The sequence below is a fragment of the Lentimicrobiaceae bacterium genome (assembly GCA_023227965.1).
In the GTDB taxonomy this organism is placed as follows: domain Bacteria; phylum Bacteroidota; class Bacteroidia; order Bacteroidales; family JALOCA01; genus JALOCA01.
This window is the reverse complement of sequence record JALOCA010000003.1, coordinates 1-18,262: the sequence shown is the minus strand read 5'-3', so window position 1 is coordinate 18,262 and position 18,262 is coordinate 1. Positions and strand designations below refer to the sequence as shown.

At 30.8% G+C, this 18,262-nt stretch carries 10 protein-coding genes; 8 read left to right on the top strand and 2 right to left on the bottom strand.

What is annotated here, in order from left to right; all coding sequences use genetic code 11:
• The first annotated feature begins 5 nt into the window (after window positions 1-5).
• From M0R21_01595 to M0R21_01585, 3 genes are all read left to right on the top strand, one after another.
• Entirely contained in the window at window positions 6-1,550 is a 1,545-nt protein-coding gene (locus M0R21_01595) for a toxin-antitoxin system YwqK family antitoxin (protein MCK9616509.1), read from the top strand.
• 600 nt (window positions 1,551-2,150) lie between these two features.
• The gene (locus tag M0R21_01590) at window positions 2,151-2,846 is read left to right on the top strand and encodes a hypothetical protein (GenBank protein MCK9616508.1); all 696 of its coding nucleotides are present in this window, start codon (window positions 2,151-2,153) and stop codon (window positions 2,844-2,846) included.
• 23 nt (window positions 2,847-2,869) lie between these two features.
• Entirely contained in the window at window positions 2,870-3,763 is an 894-nt protein-coding gene (locus tag M0R21_01585; protein ID MCK9616507.1) for a hypothetical protein, read from the top strand.
• Between the two features lie 132 nt (window positions 3,764-3,895).
• On the opposite strand, the gene gltX is transcribed toward M0R21_01585, so the two are convergent.
• Both gltX and M0R21_01575 read right to left on the bottom strand, forming a co-directional pair.
• Window positions 3,896-5,419: a glutamate--tRNA ligase gene (gltX, locus tag M0R21_01580; GenBank protein ID MCK9616506.1), complete on the bottom strand. Its 1,524-nt coding sequence runs from the start codon at window positions 5,417-5,419 to the stop codon at window positions 3,896-3,898.
• A 34-nt stretch (window positions 5,420-5,453) separates the two neighbouring features.
• A complete protein-coding gene (locus M0R21_01575; GenBank protein ID MCK9616505.1) occupies window positions 5,454-7,415 on the bottom strand; it encodes a T9SS type A sorting domain-containing protein in 1,962 nt (653 codons plus the stop codon).
• Window positions 7,416-7,509: 94 nt separating this feature from the next.
• Between M0R21_01575 and M0R21_01570 the strand changes: the two genes are divergently transcribed.
• The 5 genes from M0R21_01570 (at window position 7,510) to M0R21_01550 (ending at window position 17,837) form a co-directional block, all read left to right on the top strand.
• Entirely contained in the window at window positions 7,510-10,827 is a 3,318-nt protein-coding gene (locus M0R21_01570) for a hypothetical protein (protein MCK9616504.1), read from the top strand.
• Window position 10,828: 1 nt separating this feature from the next.
• Entirely contained in the window at window positions 10,829-11,251 is a 423-nt protein-coding gene (ybeY, locus tag M0R21_01565) for an rRNA maturation RNase YbeY (protein MCK9616503.1), read from the top strand.
• Window positions 11,252-11,254: 3 nt separating this feature from the next.
• Window positions 11,255-13,126 carry a tRNA uridine-5-carboxymethylaminomethyl(34) synthesis enzyme MnmG gene (gene mnmG / locus M0R21_01560; protein ID MCK9616502.1) on the top strand — a complete coding sequence of 624 codons (1,872 nt, stop codon included), beginning with the start codon at window positions 11,255-11,257 and terminating at the stop codon, window positions 13,124-13,126.
• Window positions 13,127-13,151: 25 nt separating this feature from the next.
• Complete coding sequence (locus M0R21_01555) at window positions 13,152-14,036, top strand: class I SAM-dependent methyltransferase (protein ID MCK9616501.1); 885 nt, start codon at window positions 13,152-13,154, stop codon at window positions 14,034-14,036.
• Between the two features lie 216 nt (window positions 14,037-14,252).
• Complete coding sequence (locus tag M0R21_01550) at window positions 14,253-17,837, top strand: ATP-binding protein (GenBank protein ID MCK9616500.1); 3,585 nt, start codon at window positions 14,253-14,255, stop codon at window positions 17,835-17,837.
• Window positions 17,838-18,262 lie beyond the last annotated feature (425 nt).

Genomic DNA, 18,262 nt, shown 5'->3' with positions numbered 1-18,262 from the left:
TCGTTATGTACCGTAAATCAAAATGTAAGGTAATAAGTTATATTCTTACAGTTATATTTTTTATTGCAATTGATGTATTTGCTTTTGGACAGCAAACAACTAATCCTAACGGATACAATGTTTTTTATTATAAAAACGGTAAAAAACAAAGCGAAGGCAATATACGAGATGGTAAACCCGATGGATACTGGAAAAATTACAATGAGAATGGTACATTAAAATCGGAAGGAAACCGTAAAAACTATCTGCTCGACAGTACATGGAAATTTTGTGATGAAACTGGCAAACTTCTGATAGAGATAAATTATAAAAATGATAAAAAGAATGGAATAAAGAAAACCTACCGTGAGCAGGAAATAACGGAAGAAAATTTTATAAATGATGTAAAGCAAGGAATAACACGCATTTATTATCCTAATGGGAGAATTAAAAAAGCCGTTAATTTTGAGAATGGACTGGAGAGTGGGATTGCGCGGGAATATGATACTATCGGAAATATCATCGCACTTTATGAATATAAAAGGGGTTTTGTAACCAATTATGAAAGAATAAATCGCAGCAATAAAAATGGTTGGAAACAAGGCGTATGGAAAGATTTTTATGAAAACGGAAATGTAAAATGGGAAATCACTTATAAAGATAATAAAAAGAACGGCTATTTTAAACAATATTCACAGGATGGAAACCTTACAGAAGTAGTTAAATATATTGATGATATCCGTCAGGAAGAAGCCAAAGAAGTAATTAAATTAGAAGTAAAGACAGATTATTATCCCAGTGGAAAGCCAAAAACCATAGCAAGTTACCGGAAAAATGTTCCGGAAGGCGTTCGGCGCGAATTTTCGGAAGATGGAAAAGTAACGGCAGGTTATATGTTTGAGGGAGGAAAAATAATTTCGCAAGGAATTATTGATGAAGAAGGCATTAAAAACGGACCATGGAAAGATTTTTATAAAGATGGTCAGTTAAAATCTGAAGGAACGTATGATAAAGACAAAAGGGTAGGGGAATGGAAGTTTTATCACAACAATGGTCAGGTGGAACAATCGGGAAAATATAACAAAAACGGCAAACCCGATGGATTATGGAAATGGAATTACCCGGATGGTAGCCTGAAACGCGAAGAGAACTTCCTTAACGGGCTTTCGGAAGGTATAATGACAGAGTATGACGAACAGAGCAAGATCATATGCCAGGGAGAGTATATAGCCGGATTGGAAGAAGGCAAGTGGACGTACCATACAGGTGACCGATGGGAGGAAGGAACCTACCGCGGAGGTATGCGAAACGGAGAATGGAAATCATATTATCCGGATGGTAAACAGAGCTTTGAAGGAAACTATATTGATGATAATCCTAATGGAAGGCATACCTGGTATTGGGATAATGGAAACCGCAAAGATGAAGGAAAATTCATCATGGGTCGCAAAGATGGCGATTGGATAACATTTAATTATGATGGAACACCATTTTTGGTAATCAGCTATAAAAACGGAATAGAAAAAAGTTACGACGGTATAAAGATAAAACCAGAACCAACGGAAGAATAGAAGAAGAAAACTCATTTTAAAACATAAAAAACTCATTTTTGAATATAATAGATGTATTTTACATTACAAGAGATGCCAGATTAACAGTGTTAAATGTATTTTACAATACAAAAGATGCCATGTTGACAACAGAAAATATCTTTCACAATGCATAAAACATCTTTTTTAACATAAAAAACATATTTTTTGATAAATAAAGTCTATTTTTTAACAGAAAAAACATATTTTTAATATTTTATTTATCAAAATGAATATATATAACTAATATATAGACTTTCATAAACTGTTTTAAGCTATTTTAAACAAGTAACATTTTATGGATTAACTGTTTATTAATGGAATAATGGCATTATTAAACTCTTTTCATAAAATTGTTTTCAAAAATCAAAAACATCATAACATTGTATTTTTTAATATCCATATTATAAATATATTATAATATATTTTTAATAATTATCGAGAGATAAAATGTTTAAAACAGAGCTTGCTTACTTATTTTATAATGCAGAAAATAAATTTTTGTAAAAAGATTTTATAAAAATGAATAAAATTGTAAAAAATCATATAATATGTTATATATTTGTATAAAAATTATGTGCCATGAAAAGATATTACATCAAAAAATTGAACATGATCAGGGTTGTGCTGAAATATTTAGCTACATACCTGGACGTATGGAATGATTCAAAGCCACTTATGGCTGCGAAAACTGAACTATCAGATCTTGAATCTGAGATAAATGAAGAAAGTAAGAATCAGCAAAACAGTACAAATGTAGTTACCGAGGACAAAAAACAGAAAAAGAAAACGATGATTGATGCAACTTTTCCGTTGTGTTCCGGAACTAAAGCGTATGCAGCCTTTGCTAAAAATGATGGGTTAAAGGCAAGTGTAAATTTTTCGATAAGCGACTTGGGAGAAGGAAGTGACCAGGAGTGCTACAACCGCTGTAAAAAGGTTTATGAAATTGTTAATCCTTTGGCTGGAGCTTTATTAGAATATAAGATAAAGCCAGAAATGCTGGAAAAACAAAGAGTTGCTACCGAAGAATTTTATAGCGTAATAACAGCACCCCAAGAAGCACGCACCGAAATAAAAAATTCGACAGAAAAACTGGATGGATTATTTGCCTTATCGAATGCTATTTTTACAGAAAAATTAGATCCGCTTATAGCCATGTATGAAGAGGAAAATCCTGATTTTTATCTTGGTTATCAGAATGCCCGCTATATTGGCGGCTGGAGCAAGGGCGATGAACCGGAAGAAGAAGGCAAAGAAACAATAACAAATGAATAATAAGACAATTAAGTTTTTAAATTATGAAAAAATTGCGTTTAAATTATAAGAACTTAGAGCTCGCATTATTTATGCTTTTATTTATTTCCTTTTTTTCAACAGAGGCTTTTTCACAGATTGATAAAATAATAACAGGAAAGGGAAAGAAGGAAAACACCATTGATTGTCGGATAATAAATAATGATACAAAAATCATTACTTATGTTTTAAATGGTGAAACAACACCCAATATTATTCCGGTTAATAAAGTAAAAAAAGTGGTTTTCGATCCCCCTAATGTATCTGATTCTACATTTCAAATATGTGATATGTTTAGTTTTTTTTCTGATAATTTAAAAAGGCAAATAGTAAAATATAAAAGCCTATTTATATGGTATGGAATTGATTATACATTTACAAAACTCGATTTTGAAAATATAACTTTAAAGCAATATTTTTCAACTAATAACTATACCGAGCAATTTAACAAATTTGTTCAGACAGACGAGCATTTTAAAAATCAGCTTATCATAAATGAATACGGAAATATCTTTCCGGGAAGCATTATACAAGATTTGTCGGGAATAAAAGAAAGGAATAAAAAAATAAATGTTACCTCGCAATATCATGCTACCGATGGAAATGGAATAAATCTTGATACAATAAGGAATGTTATTAAAAATTTAAAAAGCGAATCGAAAAGGGGAATTGGAATTATTACTTTTGTTGATTACATGAGCAAAGTAAATGAACTTGTTATTGTTCATCTTGTTCTGTTTGACATAGCAAGCAGAAAAATTTTGTTATATCAATGTACGAGCGAAAAAGCTGATGGTATAAGTTTTTACTGGCATTTTTTAAATCCCGTTTTACAAGCTATAAATAATATTAATACAGAATTAAATATAAAAAAAATATATAATTTATACTGCGATTAAAACTATAATATCGAGCGATTAAATGTTTATACCGAAAAAAATAAAAGCCTATAATAGCATATAGGCTTTTTTAATGAAATTTTATGCAGTGATTTTGCTTATGTAAATAATAGATGTAATGAACGAAATGATTTATTTAAGCTCAATCAACGCTTTATTCATCCTTGCAAGTACTTCTTCCCTGCCAAGTATTGAAGCAATATCAGCCATACCAGGTCCTTTGGCAGTTCCTACCAAAGTAAGCCTCCAGGAGTTCATTACCTGCCCCATGCTTAAACCATTTTCTTCAATATAGCGATGAATAGCGGTTTCTATGGTTTCCTTTTTAAAATCATCAAGCGATAGAAGAAGGCTTTTCAGTTCGTTAAGAAGTGAAGGAGTATTTTCTTTCCAGTATTTTTTAATCGTCTTCTCGTCGTAAGTATCAGGGGCAACAAAGAAATAATCACTCTGGTTCCACAAGTCGGAGATAAGGTTGGCGCGTTCTTTAATCAGCCCACAAATCTTTTCTATTTTATCATCATCAACGTGGATATCCTTTTTTATAAGGATAGATTTAAGGCAAATGGCTAATTCAGCGTTGCTTTTGGTAATAAGATATTGGTGGTTGAACCATTTTGCCTTTTCGGGGTCAAATTTTGCACCTGATTTGCTTGCTCTTTCGAGCGAAAAAACCTGGATAAGCTCTTCGATGGTGAATATTTCCTGTTCTGTTTCCGGATGCCAGCCAAGTAATGAAAGCATATTAATGAAAGCTTCGGGAAAATAGCCCGATTCGCGGTATCCTGAGGATATTTCTCCTGATTTTGGATCCGTCCATTGTAGTGGGAAAACGGGAAAACCCAGGCGATCGCCATCACGTTTGCTAAGCTTGCCATTGCCTTCGGGTTTTAGCAGCAGAGGGAGGTGTGCAAACTGTGGCATGGAAGATTCCCAGCCAAAATAACGGTATAAAAGCACATGAAGAGGGGCAGAAGGGAGCCATTCCTCGCCGCGGATGACATGTGATATTTCCATAAGATAATCATCCACCACGTTAGCAAGATGATAAGTAGGCATTCCATCACTCTTATAAAGTACTTTATCATCCATCAGAGAAGAATGCACCCGCACTTCACCACGAATTATATCATTAACAATTATTTCTTCATGTTCCGGTATCTTAATCCGGATAACATAGGGCGTATCAGCAAGCAAAAGACGCTTAACTTCTGCCTCATTAAGCGTAATTGAATTCTTCATACTACTGCGGGTAGCCGGATTATACTGAAACGTTATCTTTTGAGCCTCCAATTGTTTACGAATATTCTCCAACTCATCCGGAGTATCAAAAGCATAATAAGCAAACCCTTTTTCTACCAGTGCATCGGCATATTGTTTATACAAATGTTTACGTTCCGATTGGCGATAAGGAGCATGAGGTCCACCTATACCTACACCTTCGTTGTATTGCAATCCACACCATCTTAGCGAATCAATAATATAATCCTCTGCACCAGGAACATAACGGTTCTGATCAGTGTCTTCTATCCTTAAAATAAAATCACCATTATGTTTTTTAGCAAAAAGGTAATTATACAAGGCAGTTCTTATACCGCCAATGTGCAATGGACCCGTAGGACTTGGTGCAAAGCGCACACGAACTCTTTTATTCATCTTTGTAAATTTAGCTGCAAAAGTAAGAAAAAGCTCAGAGGGTTTTAATCACCTTTTGCGTTGAAGTTAGTCCGTTTTTAATAATAGTAAAGAAATAAATTCCCTTTTTAAGGTATGAAATATCAATATACTGGAAATTTTTTGTAATTCCAGATATAGAAATAAGCCTGCCATTTATATCTCTTATTTTAAGAGATACATTTTCAGTTATAGGATTAAAAAAATATAATGAAACTTCCGATTCGGCAGGATTGGGAAAAATTAAAAAACCCTCAGAATTATTGTTAGCCTGGTTAATTTTTTTAATACTGATGATTTTTTTCATAAAAAAGTTCTCTTTATCCAACTCAATCGAAGAAACAATCCTATTTACCGGAATAGCAAATGAATTATAATTTTCAGATTGCTGCAATCGTAAAGTAGTATCTCCATCAATATAATGAATAGTAAAATCTAAAGACATTTCAAATAGAGAAGTAGTAGGAGAAGAGCCATTTTGCCACGATTTAATAAACAATGAATCATTTTGTTGATTCCATATTATTGTAAATTCAGGATACCCTTCGCCATAAAGCCATTGATTGAAGAAAAAGGCGAAATTTTTTCCGGTTAAACTATCTACAATGTTAATGAAGTCATTGCTTATAGCCGTTCTGCCTCCAAATTTCTCCTGATACGCCCTGAATATGGCAAAAAAGATGCTGTCATCGTTTATTTCTGCCCGTAGTTGATGTAGAATAAGTCCGCCTTTCGTATAAGATAGTCTTCCATTGAAAATTCTATCTTCGGTGAGCTTTTCTGTAATAGGGATATAAACGCTGCCATCTGTTTCGGTAAGTACAGTCCGCTGTTTTTCGGCAAGCCATACATCAATAGTTACTGGTGGATTGTTTAGATATTGATATGAAAGGTATTCGGAGTAAGTGGCAAAACCTTCATTGAGCCAAATATCATTCCATGTGCCGCAGGTAACATTATCTCCAAACCATTGATGGCTTAGTTCGTGAACAGAAAGAGCAAAATTATGGTTTTGAAGCGAAGTCATGGTTTGATGTTCCATTCCGCCGGTCTGAGCAGTGATACAGGTGCCGTATTTTTCTTTGTTAAAGGGATATAAACCGTATAAATTGGAGAATAAGTTCAGATAATCGTGAAGCCGGTCAATGGTTTCTTTATTATTCAAAAGATAATTGGGTGTTTTTAAAATGAAATTCTGAACAAAAATAGAATCATGGTAATTTTCTGGCTTTACATAGAAATTATATTCCTGGTAATTGCAAACAGAAACACATATAAGGTAATAAGCAATAGGAATATGGGTTTTCCATTCGTATTTTACCTTATTATTGGAAAGTTTTTTAACATTGCAAAGCAAACCGTTGGAAGCAACTTTGCTGGTTGAGTCCGTCGTAATAAAAATATAAGCCGAATCAGCTTTATCTTCCAGCACTTGTTTGCATGGGAACCAATATTTGGCAGCAAAAGGTTCTGATAAAGTCCAGGTAATTTGCGTGTCGTAGGTATAAGCATTTTTAATGCCCCAAAATCCGTCGGAAGAAGGAGGTGTTCCGTGGTAAAAAACCTGAACAGAGATTAGATCACCACTTTTAGGTTGCAAATCCAATGCAATCATTACGAAATCGTCATTTCTTGTGAAAACAAATGCATTTTGATTAAATAAAACCGAATCTATGCTTATTATAGAGGATAATTCAAAGCAAAAAGTATCCAAAACCGCAGAGGTAACTTTGGCCAAAATGGTGGTGTTTCCGGAGAGGTTGATATTAAACCGTTCCATGGAAAGATCAATTTTGTAGAAACTTACATCATATTTGTTTAAAAATGAATCATAGTTTTCCGAACCGTGTTTCACTTTAGGGGCTAACCAATGGTTGTATTCCCGCAAAGCATTTTGAGGCATCACATGGCAGCTAAACCCAAGAAGTAATAATAAAATCAGCTTCAATTTATGTGGGAAATTGGAGACATGATTCATTTTCCAAATTTGAGCTTTAAAAACCAATTTATGAGTACTTTTGCTGGTTTGGTTAGATGGAATCAAAAGTAATGAAAATTAAAACGTTTTGAGCTTGGAAAAGAATGATAATTACCGGCTGTTAATACAGAAGTTAGATCAGTTCATACGAAAGTATTATAAGAATCAAATACTACGTGGCGCGATTTATTCTACTTCCACCCTGCTGATTTTATATTTGCTGATAGTTCTGTTAGAATATTATGGTTGGTTGGGAATTGCTGCCAGAACAATACTTTTTTATACTTTTTTATTAATTATTTCTGTTTTTATAGTTAAATTTATCCTGTTTCCATTTTTTAAGTTATTAAAAATTGGAAAAACCATTACCCATGATCAGGCAGCAACAATCATTGGAAATCATTTTAATGAAGTTAAAGATGTTCTTATAAATACGCTTGAACTGCATGAACTTGCTGAAAATATGCCGGAAAGCAGAGAGCTGATTGAAGCTGGAATAAATCAGAAAATAGAAAGAATTCGTCCATTTCCTTTTTTAAATGCCATTGATTTTAAGAAGAACAAAAAATATCTGAAATATGCAATTTTGCCCCTGATCATCATTTTTTGTTTATTAATAGCCTTTCCGGCAGTGATTATAGAACCGACTAACCGGATTATACATTTCAATAAGCCGTATGAAAAAAAGGTTCCTTTTACTGTTGAGATATTAAATAATACACTTCAGGCTGTTCAGCAGGAAGATTTTCATTTAAAAATACATCTGAAGGGGGAGGAAATACCGGCTGAAGTATCTATTGTAATTGATGGATCCGTTTATAAAACGGGAAAAGACAACACTGTAAATTTTCATTATGATTTTAAAAATGTACAGAAAGATATAGATTTTAAACTTTTAGCAGATGGTTTTACATCCGGGGATTATTTACTGAGAGTTTTTCCAAAACCTGTAATATTGAGTTTTGAAGAGAACTTAGTATATCCGGCTTACATAAAAAAAGTAAATGAAAGGGTTTATAATAATGGTGATTTACAAATTCCGGAAGGAACATTGGTTAACTGGAAATTTTTTACAAAAGATACCCGCCAGTTAAGATTAAGTTTTGATGGCAATCGGGTTTCGCTGAATTCTGGAAAAGACAACACTTTTGGTTACTCAAGGTTATTTCGCAAGAGTTGCAGGTATTCTATACATTCGCTTAATCAATTCATAAATAATAATGATTCACTTTTTTTTAATGTAATTGTTATCCCAGACGCTTATCCTTTGATAAATGTACAGGAAATTAGAGATTCTGTTTATGATAATCGGTTATACTTTAATGGTACAATAAAAGATGATTATGGTTTTAGCAATCTTATATTTTATTATAAAAAAGATGATAAAAATAAATATGATTTAGATACTTTATTAATTGAAAAGGATAAAATACAACAACATTTTTTCTATTCTGTGGATTGGTCAAAATTAAATATTCAACCTGGAGATGAAATTACATATTATTTTGAGGTTTCAGATAATGATGCTGTAAATGGAAAAAAGAAAACAAAAAGTAATAAAATGACCTATAAATTACCTTCTGTAGAAGAAATGGAAAAGGCTACAGAAAAAAGTAACACGGAAATACAAAATGATATTCAGAAAGCTATAGAAGAATCAAAATTATTACAACAGAAAATAAGCGAGTTGACAAAAAAGTTATATGATAAAAAAACCTTATCATGGCAGGACAAAAAACAATTGAGCAATTTATTAGATAAACAAAAACAAATTCAGGAAAGGATAGAGAAAATCAATAAAGAGAACATAGAAAAAAGCTTAAGAGAAGAACAGTATAATACAGATAGTGACGAAATATTGCAGAAAAAGAAAGAGCTTGAGCGATTATTTCAAGAGGTGCTACCTGATGAAATGAAGGCGCAGATCGAAGATATGAAAAAGTTATTGGAAGAAGCCAATAAGAAACAGGTAAACGATATGCTCGATAAAATGAAAATGTCTGCTAAAGAACTAGAAAAAGAATTAGATAGAAATTTGGAATTATTTAAACAATTGCAATTTGAAAAAAAGTTTGAAGAAACTATTGATAAGGTTAAGAAATTAAGCGATGAACAAAAAAGTTTAATGGAAGAAACCAAAAAACAAGAAAAAGACACAGATCTTATAAATAAACAAGAAGAAATTAAAAAAAATTCTGATGATATATCAAAGGATTTAAAAGAATTGCAGGAAAAGAGTAAGGAACAGGATCAAAATTTAGATTTAGAAAAGGCTGACGAAATAAAAAAAGAAGTAGATAAAAAAATAGAAGAAAGTTTAGAAAAACTTAACAAAAATAATAACACGAAGGCAACAAAACCCCAGAAAGAAGCTGCTGAAAAAATGGATGAATTAAGCCAGGAACTGGAAAAACAAATGGCGGAAATGGAAGATGAAAGTCTTTCAGAAGACATGTCAGCCTTAAGGGAAATACTGGAAAATTGTATAGAAGTTTCGTTTCAGCAGGAAAACTTGATAAAAAAGACGAATAAAATTTCGATGAATGATCCTAATTATCTTAAAATAATTCAGGAACAAAAAAACATAAATGATGATTTTAAAATGGTTGGAGATTCATTAACTGCTTTAAGTAAAAGACAAATTATGATTCAACCTTTTATCCTTAAAGAACTATCTAATATTAATTTATCTCAAGATCAAACGTTACAATATTTAGAAGATAGAAATACTAGTATAGCTGCTACAAAGCAACAGTATATAATGACTTCGGTAAATAATCTTGCATTATTACTGAATGAAGCACTGAAGCAAATGCAGAATCAGATGAATATGCAAAGTTCAGGGAAAGGGAAAAGTAAATGTACAAAACCTGGAGCTGGGAAACCATCTTTAAAAACGATGAAACAAATGCAGCAGCAGTTAAACCAACAGATGGAGCAAATGAAACAATCGTTAATGAAAAACGGAAAAGAAGGTAAAAATTCAAGGTCAAACAGTGAACAATTTGCAAGGATGGCTGCAGAGCAGGAGGCGATAAGAAAACAACTACAGGAATTAAGCGATGAAATGCAAAAGGATGAAGGAGGTGGTAACGGAACTTTTAAAAGCTTAACGAACCAAATGGGAAAAACGGAAAAAGACTTAGTTAACAAAAATATTTCCAATGAAACGTTAAAACGCCAGAAAGAAATTTTAACAAGGATGTTGGAATCAGAAAAGGCATTGGATCAAAGAGAAAAAGATACAAAAAGAGAATCAAGGGAGGCTGATGTAACTTACTTACAGAATAAAGCAAAATACTCAAAAGAATTACTATATAAAGAAAATGATGTAGAAAAGATTAGAACTCAAATACCGGAGTTTAAATCATTTTATAAAAGAAAAATTAATGAGTATAATATAAAATTCTAAAATGATTAGTTTTTTTTATGAAGATATTACGTTTTCTTTGAAAAGAAAAAATAATGTAAAATGCTGGATAAAATCTGTTATTCAGAAATATGGAATAACAGCGGGTGATATAAATTATATTTTTTGTAGTGATGAATATTTATTAGAGAAGAATATAAGTTACCTAAAACATAATACATTAACAGATATTATTACATTCAACTATAACGAAAATAAAAAAATTTCTGGTGATATATTTATAAGTATTTATAGAGTAAAAGAAAATGCTGAAAATTTGAGTATTCCATTTGACGATGAGTTGGAAAGGGTTATGATTCACGGTATTTTGCATTTGTTAGGCTTTAAGGATAAAACAAAACGGGATAAAATGGAAATGAGAAGGATGGAAGATGAATGTTTGATGTTCCACGTGAAACGAGAGTAAGGTATGTTTAAAAAATATGATGTAATCGTTATAGGTGCAGGGCATGCAGGGTGTGAGGCAGCTGCAGCTGCAGCAAATCTTGGCTCTTCCGTTTTGCTTATAACGATAAATATGCAATCCATTGCACAAATGTCGTGTAATCCTGCTATCGGTGGAGTTGCAAAGGGGCAAATTGTAAGAGAAATTGATGCACTCGGGGGCTTTACGGGAATAGTAACGGACCATACAATGATTCAGTTTAGAATGTTGAATAAATCGAAGGGACCTGCAATGTGGAGCCCAAGATCTCAAAACGACCGTTGGTTGTTTTCTTATAAATGGCGGCAAATACTGGAATCTTTGCCTAATTTAGATTTCTGGCAGGATATGGTAACAGAAATAAATACCATTGATGGCAAAATTGCTTCTGTAAAAACAGCTATTGGATTAGAGATAGAGACAAAATCTGTAATACTTACAAGTGGAACTTTTCTAAACGGAATAATTTATATTGGCAAAAAACATTTTGGTGGAGGAAGAATGGGAGATGTTTCTTCATACGGTTTAACAGAATGTTTGAATAAATTGGGCTTTGAATTTAAAAGAATGAAAACAGGAACACCTGTAAGAATAGATGGAAGGACCATTAATTTTTCAAAAATGGAAGAACAAAAAGGAGATGAATACCCCCAAAGATTTTCCTTTTCTGATACACCACGGTTAAACAAGCAGAAAAGTTGTTTTCTTACTTATACAAATAACAAAGTTCATGATATACTGAAAACTGGTTTTTCCGATTCACCCCTGTTTACTGGTAGGATAGAGGGGGTTGGCCCAAGATATTGCCCTTCTATTGAAGATAAAATTGTAAGATTCTCTGATAAAACGAGACACCAATTATTTGTTGAACCAGAAGGCTGGAATACGGTTGAATATTATTTAAACGGTTTTTCATCTTCTTTGCCGGAAGATATTCAATACAAAGCTTTGGTAAATATTCCTGGATTTGAAAATGCAAAAATATTCAGGCCTGGATATGCAATAGAATATGATTATTTCCCACCAATACAATTAAAACCTACTTTGGAAACTAAAAAAGTTGAGAATTTATTTTTCGCTGGTCAAATAAATGGTACTACAGGATATGAAGAAGCTGCTGGTCAGGGTTTGATTGCTGGAATAAATGCACATAATAAGCTAAATAGTAAAAAAGATTTTATTTTATCAAGATCAGAAGCTTATATAGGCGTATTAATAGATGATTTAATAACAAAAGGGGTTGATGAACCTTATAGAATGTTTACATCGAGAGCTGAATATCGGATATTATTGAGACAAGATAATGCTGATATTCGATTAACCCCGCTTGGCTATAACTTAGGATTAGCTTCAAAAGAGAGTCTTGAAAAAGTTGAAAAAAAGAAACAAAATATTGAAAAGATAATTCGTTTTGTAAAAGAAACGAGTGTACAGCCAGAGGATGTGAATAATTATTTAGAAGATATTAATACCGCATTAATAACACAAAAAACAAAGATTGTCAATTTGATACTACGGCCACAAGTTAACTTAATGTGTTTAAAAAATCATTTAGATTCGTTAAATAGATTTTTATTAGACTTGCCTGATTTTAAAAGTGAACATTTGGAAGAGGTAGAAATATTAATAAAATATGGCGGATACATCGAAAAAGAACAGATTGTTGTAGATAAATTGTCAAAATTTGAAGATATTGAGCTTAAAGATGATTTTAATTATCAACAAATGAAATCTCTTTCTTTTGAAGCAAGAGAAAAACTGAATAAAATAAAACCTAGAACAATTGGCCAAGCTTCCAGAATAAGTGGAGTATCCCCGGCAGATATTTCTGTATTAATAGTTTATTTAGGCAGATAATTTAGTTTCACGTGAAACAACATTTATGGAAAAGATAGAACAATGCCCAGTTTGTGGATCGAAACAATTTCAAAACTTTCTTAAAACCAAAGATTTTTTTTTGACCAGAGAAGAATTTACAATTCAAAAATGTAGCTTATGTGGCCTTCTTTTAACCAATTCTCGCCCGGAAATAGGCAAAATAGGCAATTATTATAATTCTCCAGACTATATATCGCATTCCGATGATAATAAAAGTTTATTTGATGTAGTTTATAAAACAGTACGAAAATATACACATCATCGAAAATATCTATTGGTTAAAAAAAATACCGATGGAAATGCAATTCTGGATATAGGCTGTGCTACGGGTGAGTTTTTGAATGAGTTTAAAAAAAGAGGTTGGACGACTCAGGGGATAGAACCCAGCAAGAAGGCACAGCACTTTGCAAGAGAAAATTATGGAATCGAAGTAAATGATGAATGTACTATTGATGGTTTTTTGGCTGGTTCGTTCGATGTGATTACAATGTGGCATGTTTTAGAACATGTGGCAAATTTGGAAGAACGGATTTTGCAAATAAAGAGAATATTGAAGAAAAATGGGACATTAATTATCGCAGTACCAAATTCAGAAGCACCAGATGCTAAAATTTATGAAAAATATTGGGCGGCTTACGATGTACCAAGGCACTTTTATCATTTTAGCAAATCATCAATAAAAACACTTTTTAAAAAATATAATTTCGAAATTCAAGAAGTATTGCCAATGAAATTGGATGCATTTTACGTAAGCATATTAAGCGAAAAATATAAAAGGGGAAAGAACAATTATTTGAAAGCATTTTTAAATGGACTGAAATCAAATTGTCAGGCAAAAAGAAAAAATAATTATTCTAGCCTGATTTTTGTGATTAAAAATAAAAACTAAAAATAAGACCCTACGGCTTACGCTGGGTTAGGTGTGGTGCCACCACTCATTTTTGCTGAAAAAGTTTAAAAGAAGGCTTTATTTTGAGTCGTATTTATACATTGTTTTTTAATATTTTAGAAAATGAGCTCTCCAAAAAGAAGAAAAAATAGCGTTTTTATACTGTTTTTTATTTCTATGCTTCTTCTGGGAAATATTTTGTTAATAAATTATTTTATGAAACAAAATCAACAGAGGGAAGTATATAGGAATGCCATTGAAAAAACTTTACATAAAAAAGAAAAGGCTGCGGATGGAATTTTGAGTGAATTGATAAAAAATTCCGAGAAGGATCCGAAAGCTTATTTTTCCGAAAATAGATTTGAACAAGTTTTTGAAAAAAAAGGTCTGGCGATCATTATTTATAAAAAAGACACATTAAAATACTGGTCAACGAATGTTCCGTCCATAGTCTATGTGAAAAATCCAAATTATTTTAGGGAAAAAGTAGAAATACTTAATAATGGCTGGTATGAGATAAGAAGTAGAAAAGTAAAAGATATAGAATATTATGTACTGATATTAATTAAATATAATTATCAAGAAAATAATGAATATTTAAAAAATAAGTTTGAGAGAGCATTTCTTATTCCAGAAGAAATAGATATTGTTAAAGAAAAATCAAATGCAATATACTCTTATAATAATGAATATCTGTTTTCTATCCCGTTAACTATTGCAGTTAAAATGCCTACCCAAATAGTATCTATATTAGCTTTATTATTTATAATTTCATACATTTTCTTTCTTTCGTTTTTACGAGTATTGTATGAACGGATACGACCACAATTCCCATATCCTCATCTTTTTATACTTTCTTTTTTAGTAGATATTTTACTTATAAGATGGGTTGTTGGATATTTCAGGTTCCCAACCTGTGTTTTCAGTTCAGATATTTTCAGTCCAATATTATTTGCTTCTTCCAATTTTCTTTTTTCACTTGGAGATACATTACTTCACATAATCACATTATTAATTATAGTATTATTTATTAAGCGGAATTATTTATTACTTTTTAAAACGAGGAGCAAGATAATAACTTCTGTAATTATATTGGGTTTCATTACTATTACATCTTTTTTATATGTAGGAATTATTGAATTAATTAAAAGACTTGTTATTGATTCTTCATTTTCTTTGGATTTTAATAATATTTTTAGCTTAGATATTTATAGTTTTATTGGATTGATAATAATCGCGTTAACAGTATATTCTTTTTATGTGATTTTTAAAATATTAAATAGAATTATTGTATATAAAAAAAATAAATGGTATTATTCCATTTTGGTTATTTTATTTGTTTCTATTCTTTTATATCTTAATTTGGATAATAAAGCCATTGTTGTCAATGCACTATCATTATTGTTATTCTATATAGTATTTTATTTATTTGAAAAAACAAAATTGAAACATTTAAATACTTTCAAATTAATATTTATTGTATTAATATTTGCCTTTATATCCTCGTTTAACCTGCAAAATGAGAATAATTTTAAGGAAAAAGGAAAGAGAAGATTAATAGCGGAAAAAATATGTTATCAAAGGGACAGATATGCAGAATATTTGTTTGATAAAACGATAGAAGAAATAGAAAAAGATGATATATTATACAATATAGTGTCAAAAAACCAGAATAATCAAAATGGTGAATCAACAATTTGCAACTATATAAATAGTAAATATTTAAATGGATTATTGGCAAAATATAACTTTAATATAACCATATGTGATAGCAATAAACTTCTTTCTATCCAACCGGATAATGTTGTTTTAGGATGTAATACTTATTTTAACAAAATAATAAATGAGAATGGAGAAAAAACATTAAATGAGAAAATATATTTCATAAATAATGGAACAGATGAGGTTAATTATTTATCTGTAATTCCAATCAATGGTAAAAAGAAAAGCATTACATTATATATCGAATTCAATTCGAAATTTATTCCAAGAGGATTGGGGTATCCAGAATTACTTTTAAGTGGTAAATCAGAAAAACATCCTGATTTATCTGGTTATTCCTATGCGTTTTATATAAATAATGAATTAACAAAAAATGTTGGGAAGTATTATTACAGATCGAAACTTACAGATAATGTTATAGCTAAAGAACAGATTACATACTTTAATCAAAATGAATACAATCACTTACTTTATAGAATAAACCAAGAAAGAAGTATCATTATCAGTAAGAAGAGCTTAAGTTCAATCGAAAACATTGCTTCTTTCTCATATTTATTTATTATTTATTGTTTATTGTTAGTAATATGGAAATTGGCAGACATTTTCATTTTTAAAAAGAAATATCTTGCTTTAGGTTTTGGTGACAAGATACAAATATCTATTATTAGTATAATCGTTGTTTCCTTTATGGTAATCGGAATATCTTCATTAAAATATATTACAGATTTAAATACAGATAAGAATAAAGATAATTTAAGAGAAAAAACACATTCGGTTTTAATTGAAATTGAAAATAAATTAACTACAAAAGTTAATTTTAATAAGGAAACAACGCAAGATTTAAATGATTTACTTGTAAAATTATCTTATATATATTTTTCTGATATTAATTTGTATAATTTAAATGGACAGCTTATCGCTACTTCAAGAAAAGAGATATTTGCAAAAAAGCTACAATCTGAAATAATAAATGAAAACGCATATAAATTACTTGTTAATAATAAAAAATCATTATTTGTACAAAATGAATATATCGGAAATTATAAATTTTTATCTGCCTACTGCCCTTTTAGAAATTATCAAAATAAAATAATTGGATATTTAAACTTACCCAATTTTGCAAAAGAAGAAGAATATAAGCAAGAAATATCGAGCTTTCTTGTATCATATATTAACATTTACATTATAATAATCGTACTGGCAATAACGATTGCATTAATTGTTATTAATCATATCACAATGCCATTACGCCTAATTATTGAAAAATTAAGCAAGATAAAACTTGGAAAACAAAACGAACATATTGAATGGAGGAACCCTAAGGACGAAATCGGAAGTCTTGTTGAGGAATATAATAAAATGATTGATAAATTAGAAACCAGTGCAAAGTTACTAGCTAAAAGTGAAAGAGAGGATGCCTGGCAGGAAATGGCAAAACAAGTTGCACATGAAATAAAGAATCCACTAACACCAATGAAACTGAGCGTACAATATCTTCAAAAAGCTTGGAATGATAAAGCTGAAGATTGGGAAAAAAGACTATTAACCTTCACACAAACTTTAACAGAACAAATTGATGCACTTTCAGATATCGCATCTGCTTTTTCGGATTTTGCCCAAATGCCTCAGGGTAAAAAAGAAAAAATAGAAATAACGGATGTTATTTCAAATGTAGTTAACTTATACAAAAATACATCTAATAATATAGAAATAGTATTTGAGCAAGTACAACCTATATATGTTTTTGCAGATAAAAAACAACTTAACAGGGTTTTTGTAAACCTTATAAAAAATTCTATTCAGGCAATCGGGTATAATGAAAAAGGTAAGATTGATATTCAGATAAAATTACTTAACAAAAAAGTATTTATAATGGTTTCTGATAACGGACATGGAATTAGAGATGACCAGATGGGAAAAATATTTTCTCCAAATTTTACCACAAAATCGGGGGGAATGGGCCTTGGCTTAGCCATTGTAAAAAATATTATTACTGAAACCGGTGGTGAAATTACATTTAAATCAACACAAGAAAAAGGTACAACTTTCACCATTGTTTTGCCTGAAATAAATTTTTAGAAAACTAATTTATTTATCCCAGACTCGCCATTTAAACACTGATAGTTTGAAATATAATACGTTTAATCAATGAAATAAATGAAGAATTTTCTGACGATCATCATTAGAAAATTATAAATCAATATTTGATAAACAATTTAATGTACTTTCTAACGATGGATTTAGAATAACTATTCAAAACTGTTACAAAAGTTGTGTTTTCTTCACTTTTCGATTACGCTCAAAATAATAATTTACAAATTACATATTTTTAAACGATTTGGGTTTAACAATGGTAAATGTTCTTGAAATATTAACCCTTTTTGCAGTTATCCGGGAATAAAATGGATGTTATCAAGGGATTGATTTTTTTGAGGAGGAGGCTTGGGCACTACAGATTTTTTTCGGAGGAAGGGTGCATATTTGTAGTTCAATGCGTCATAAAT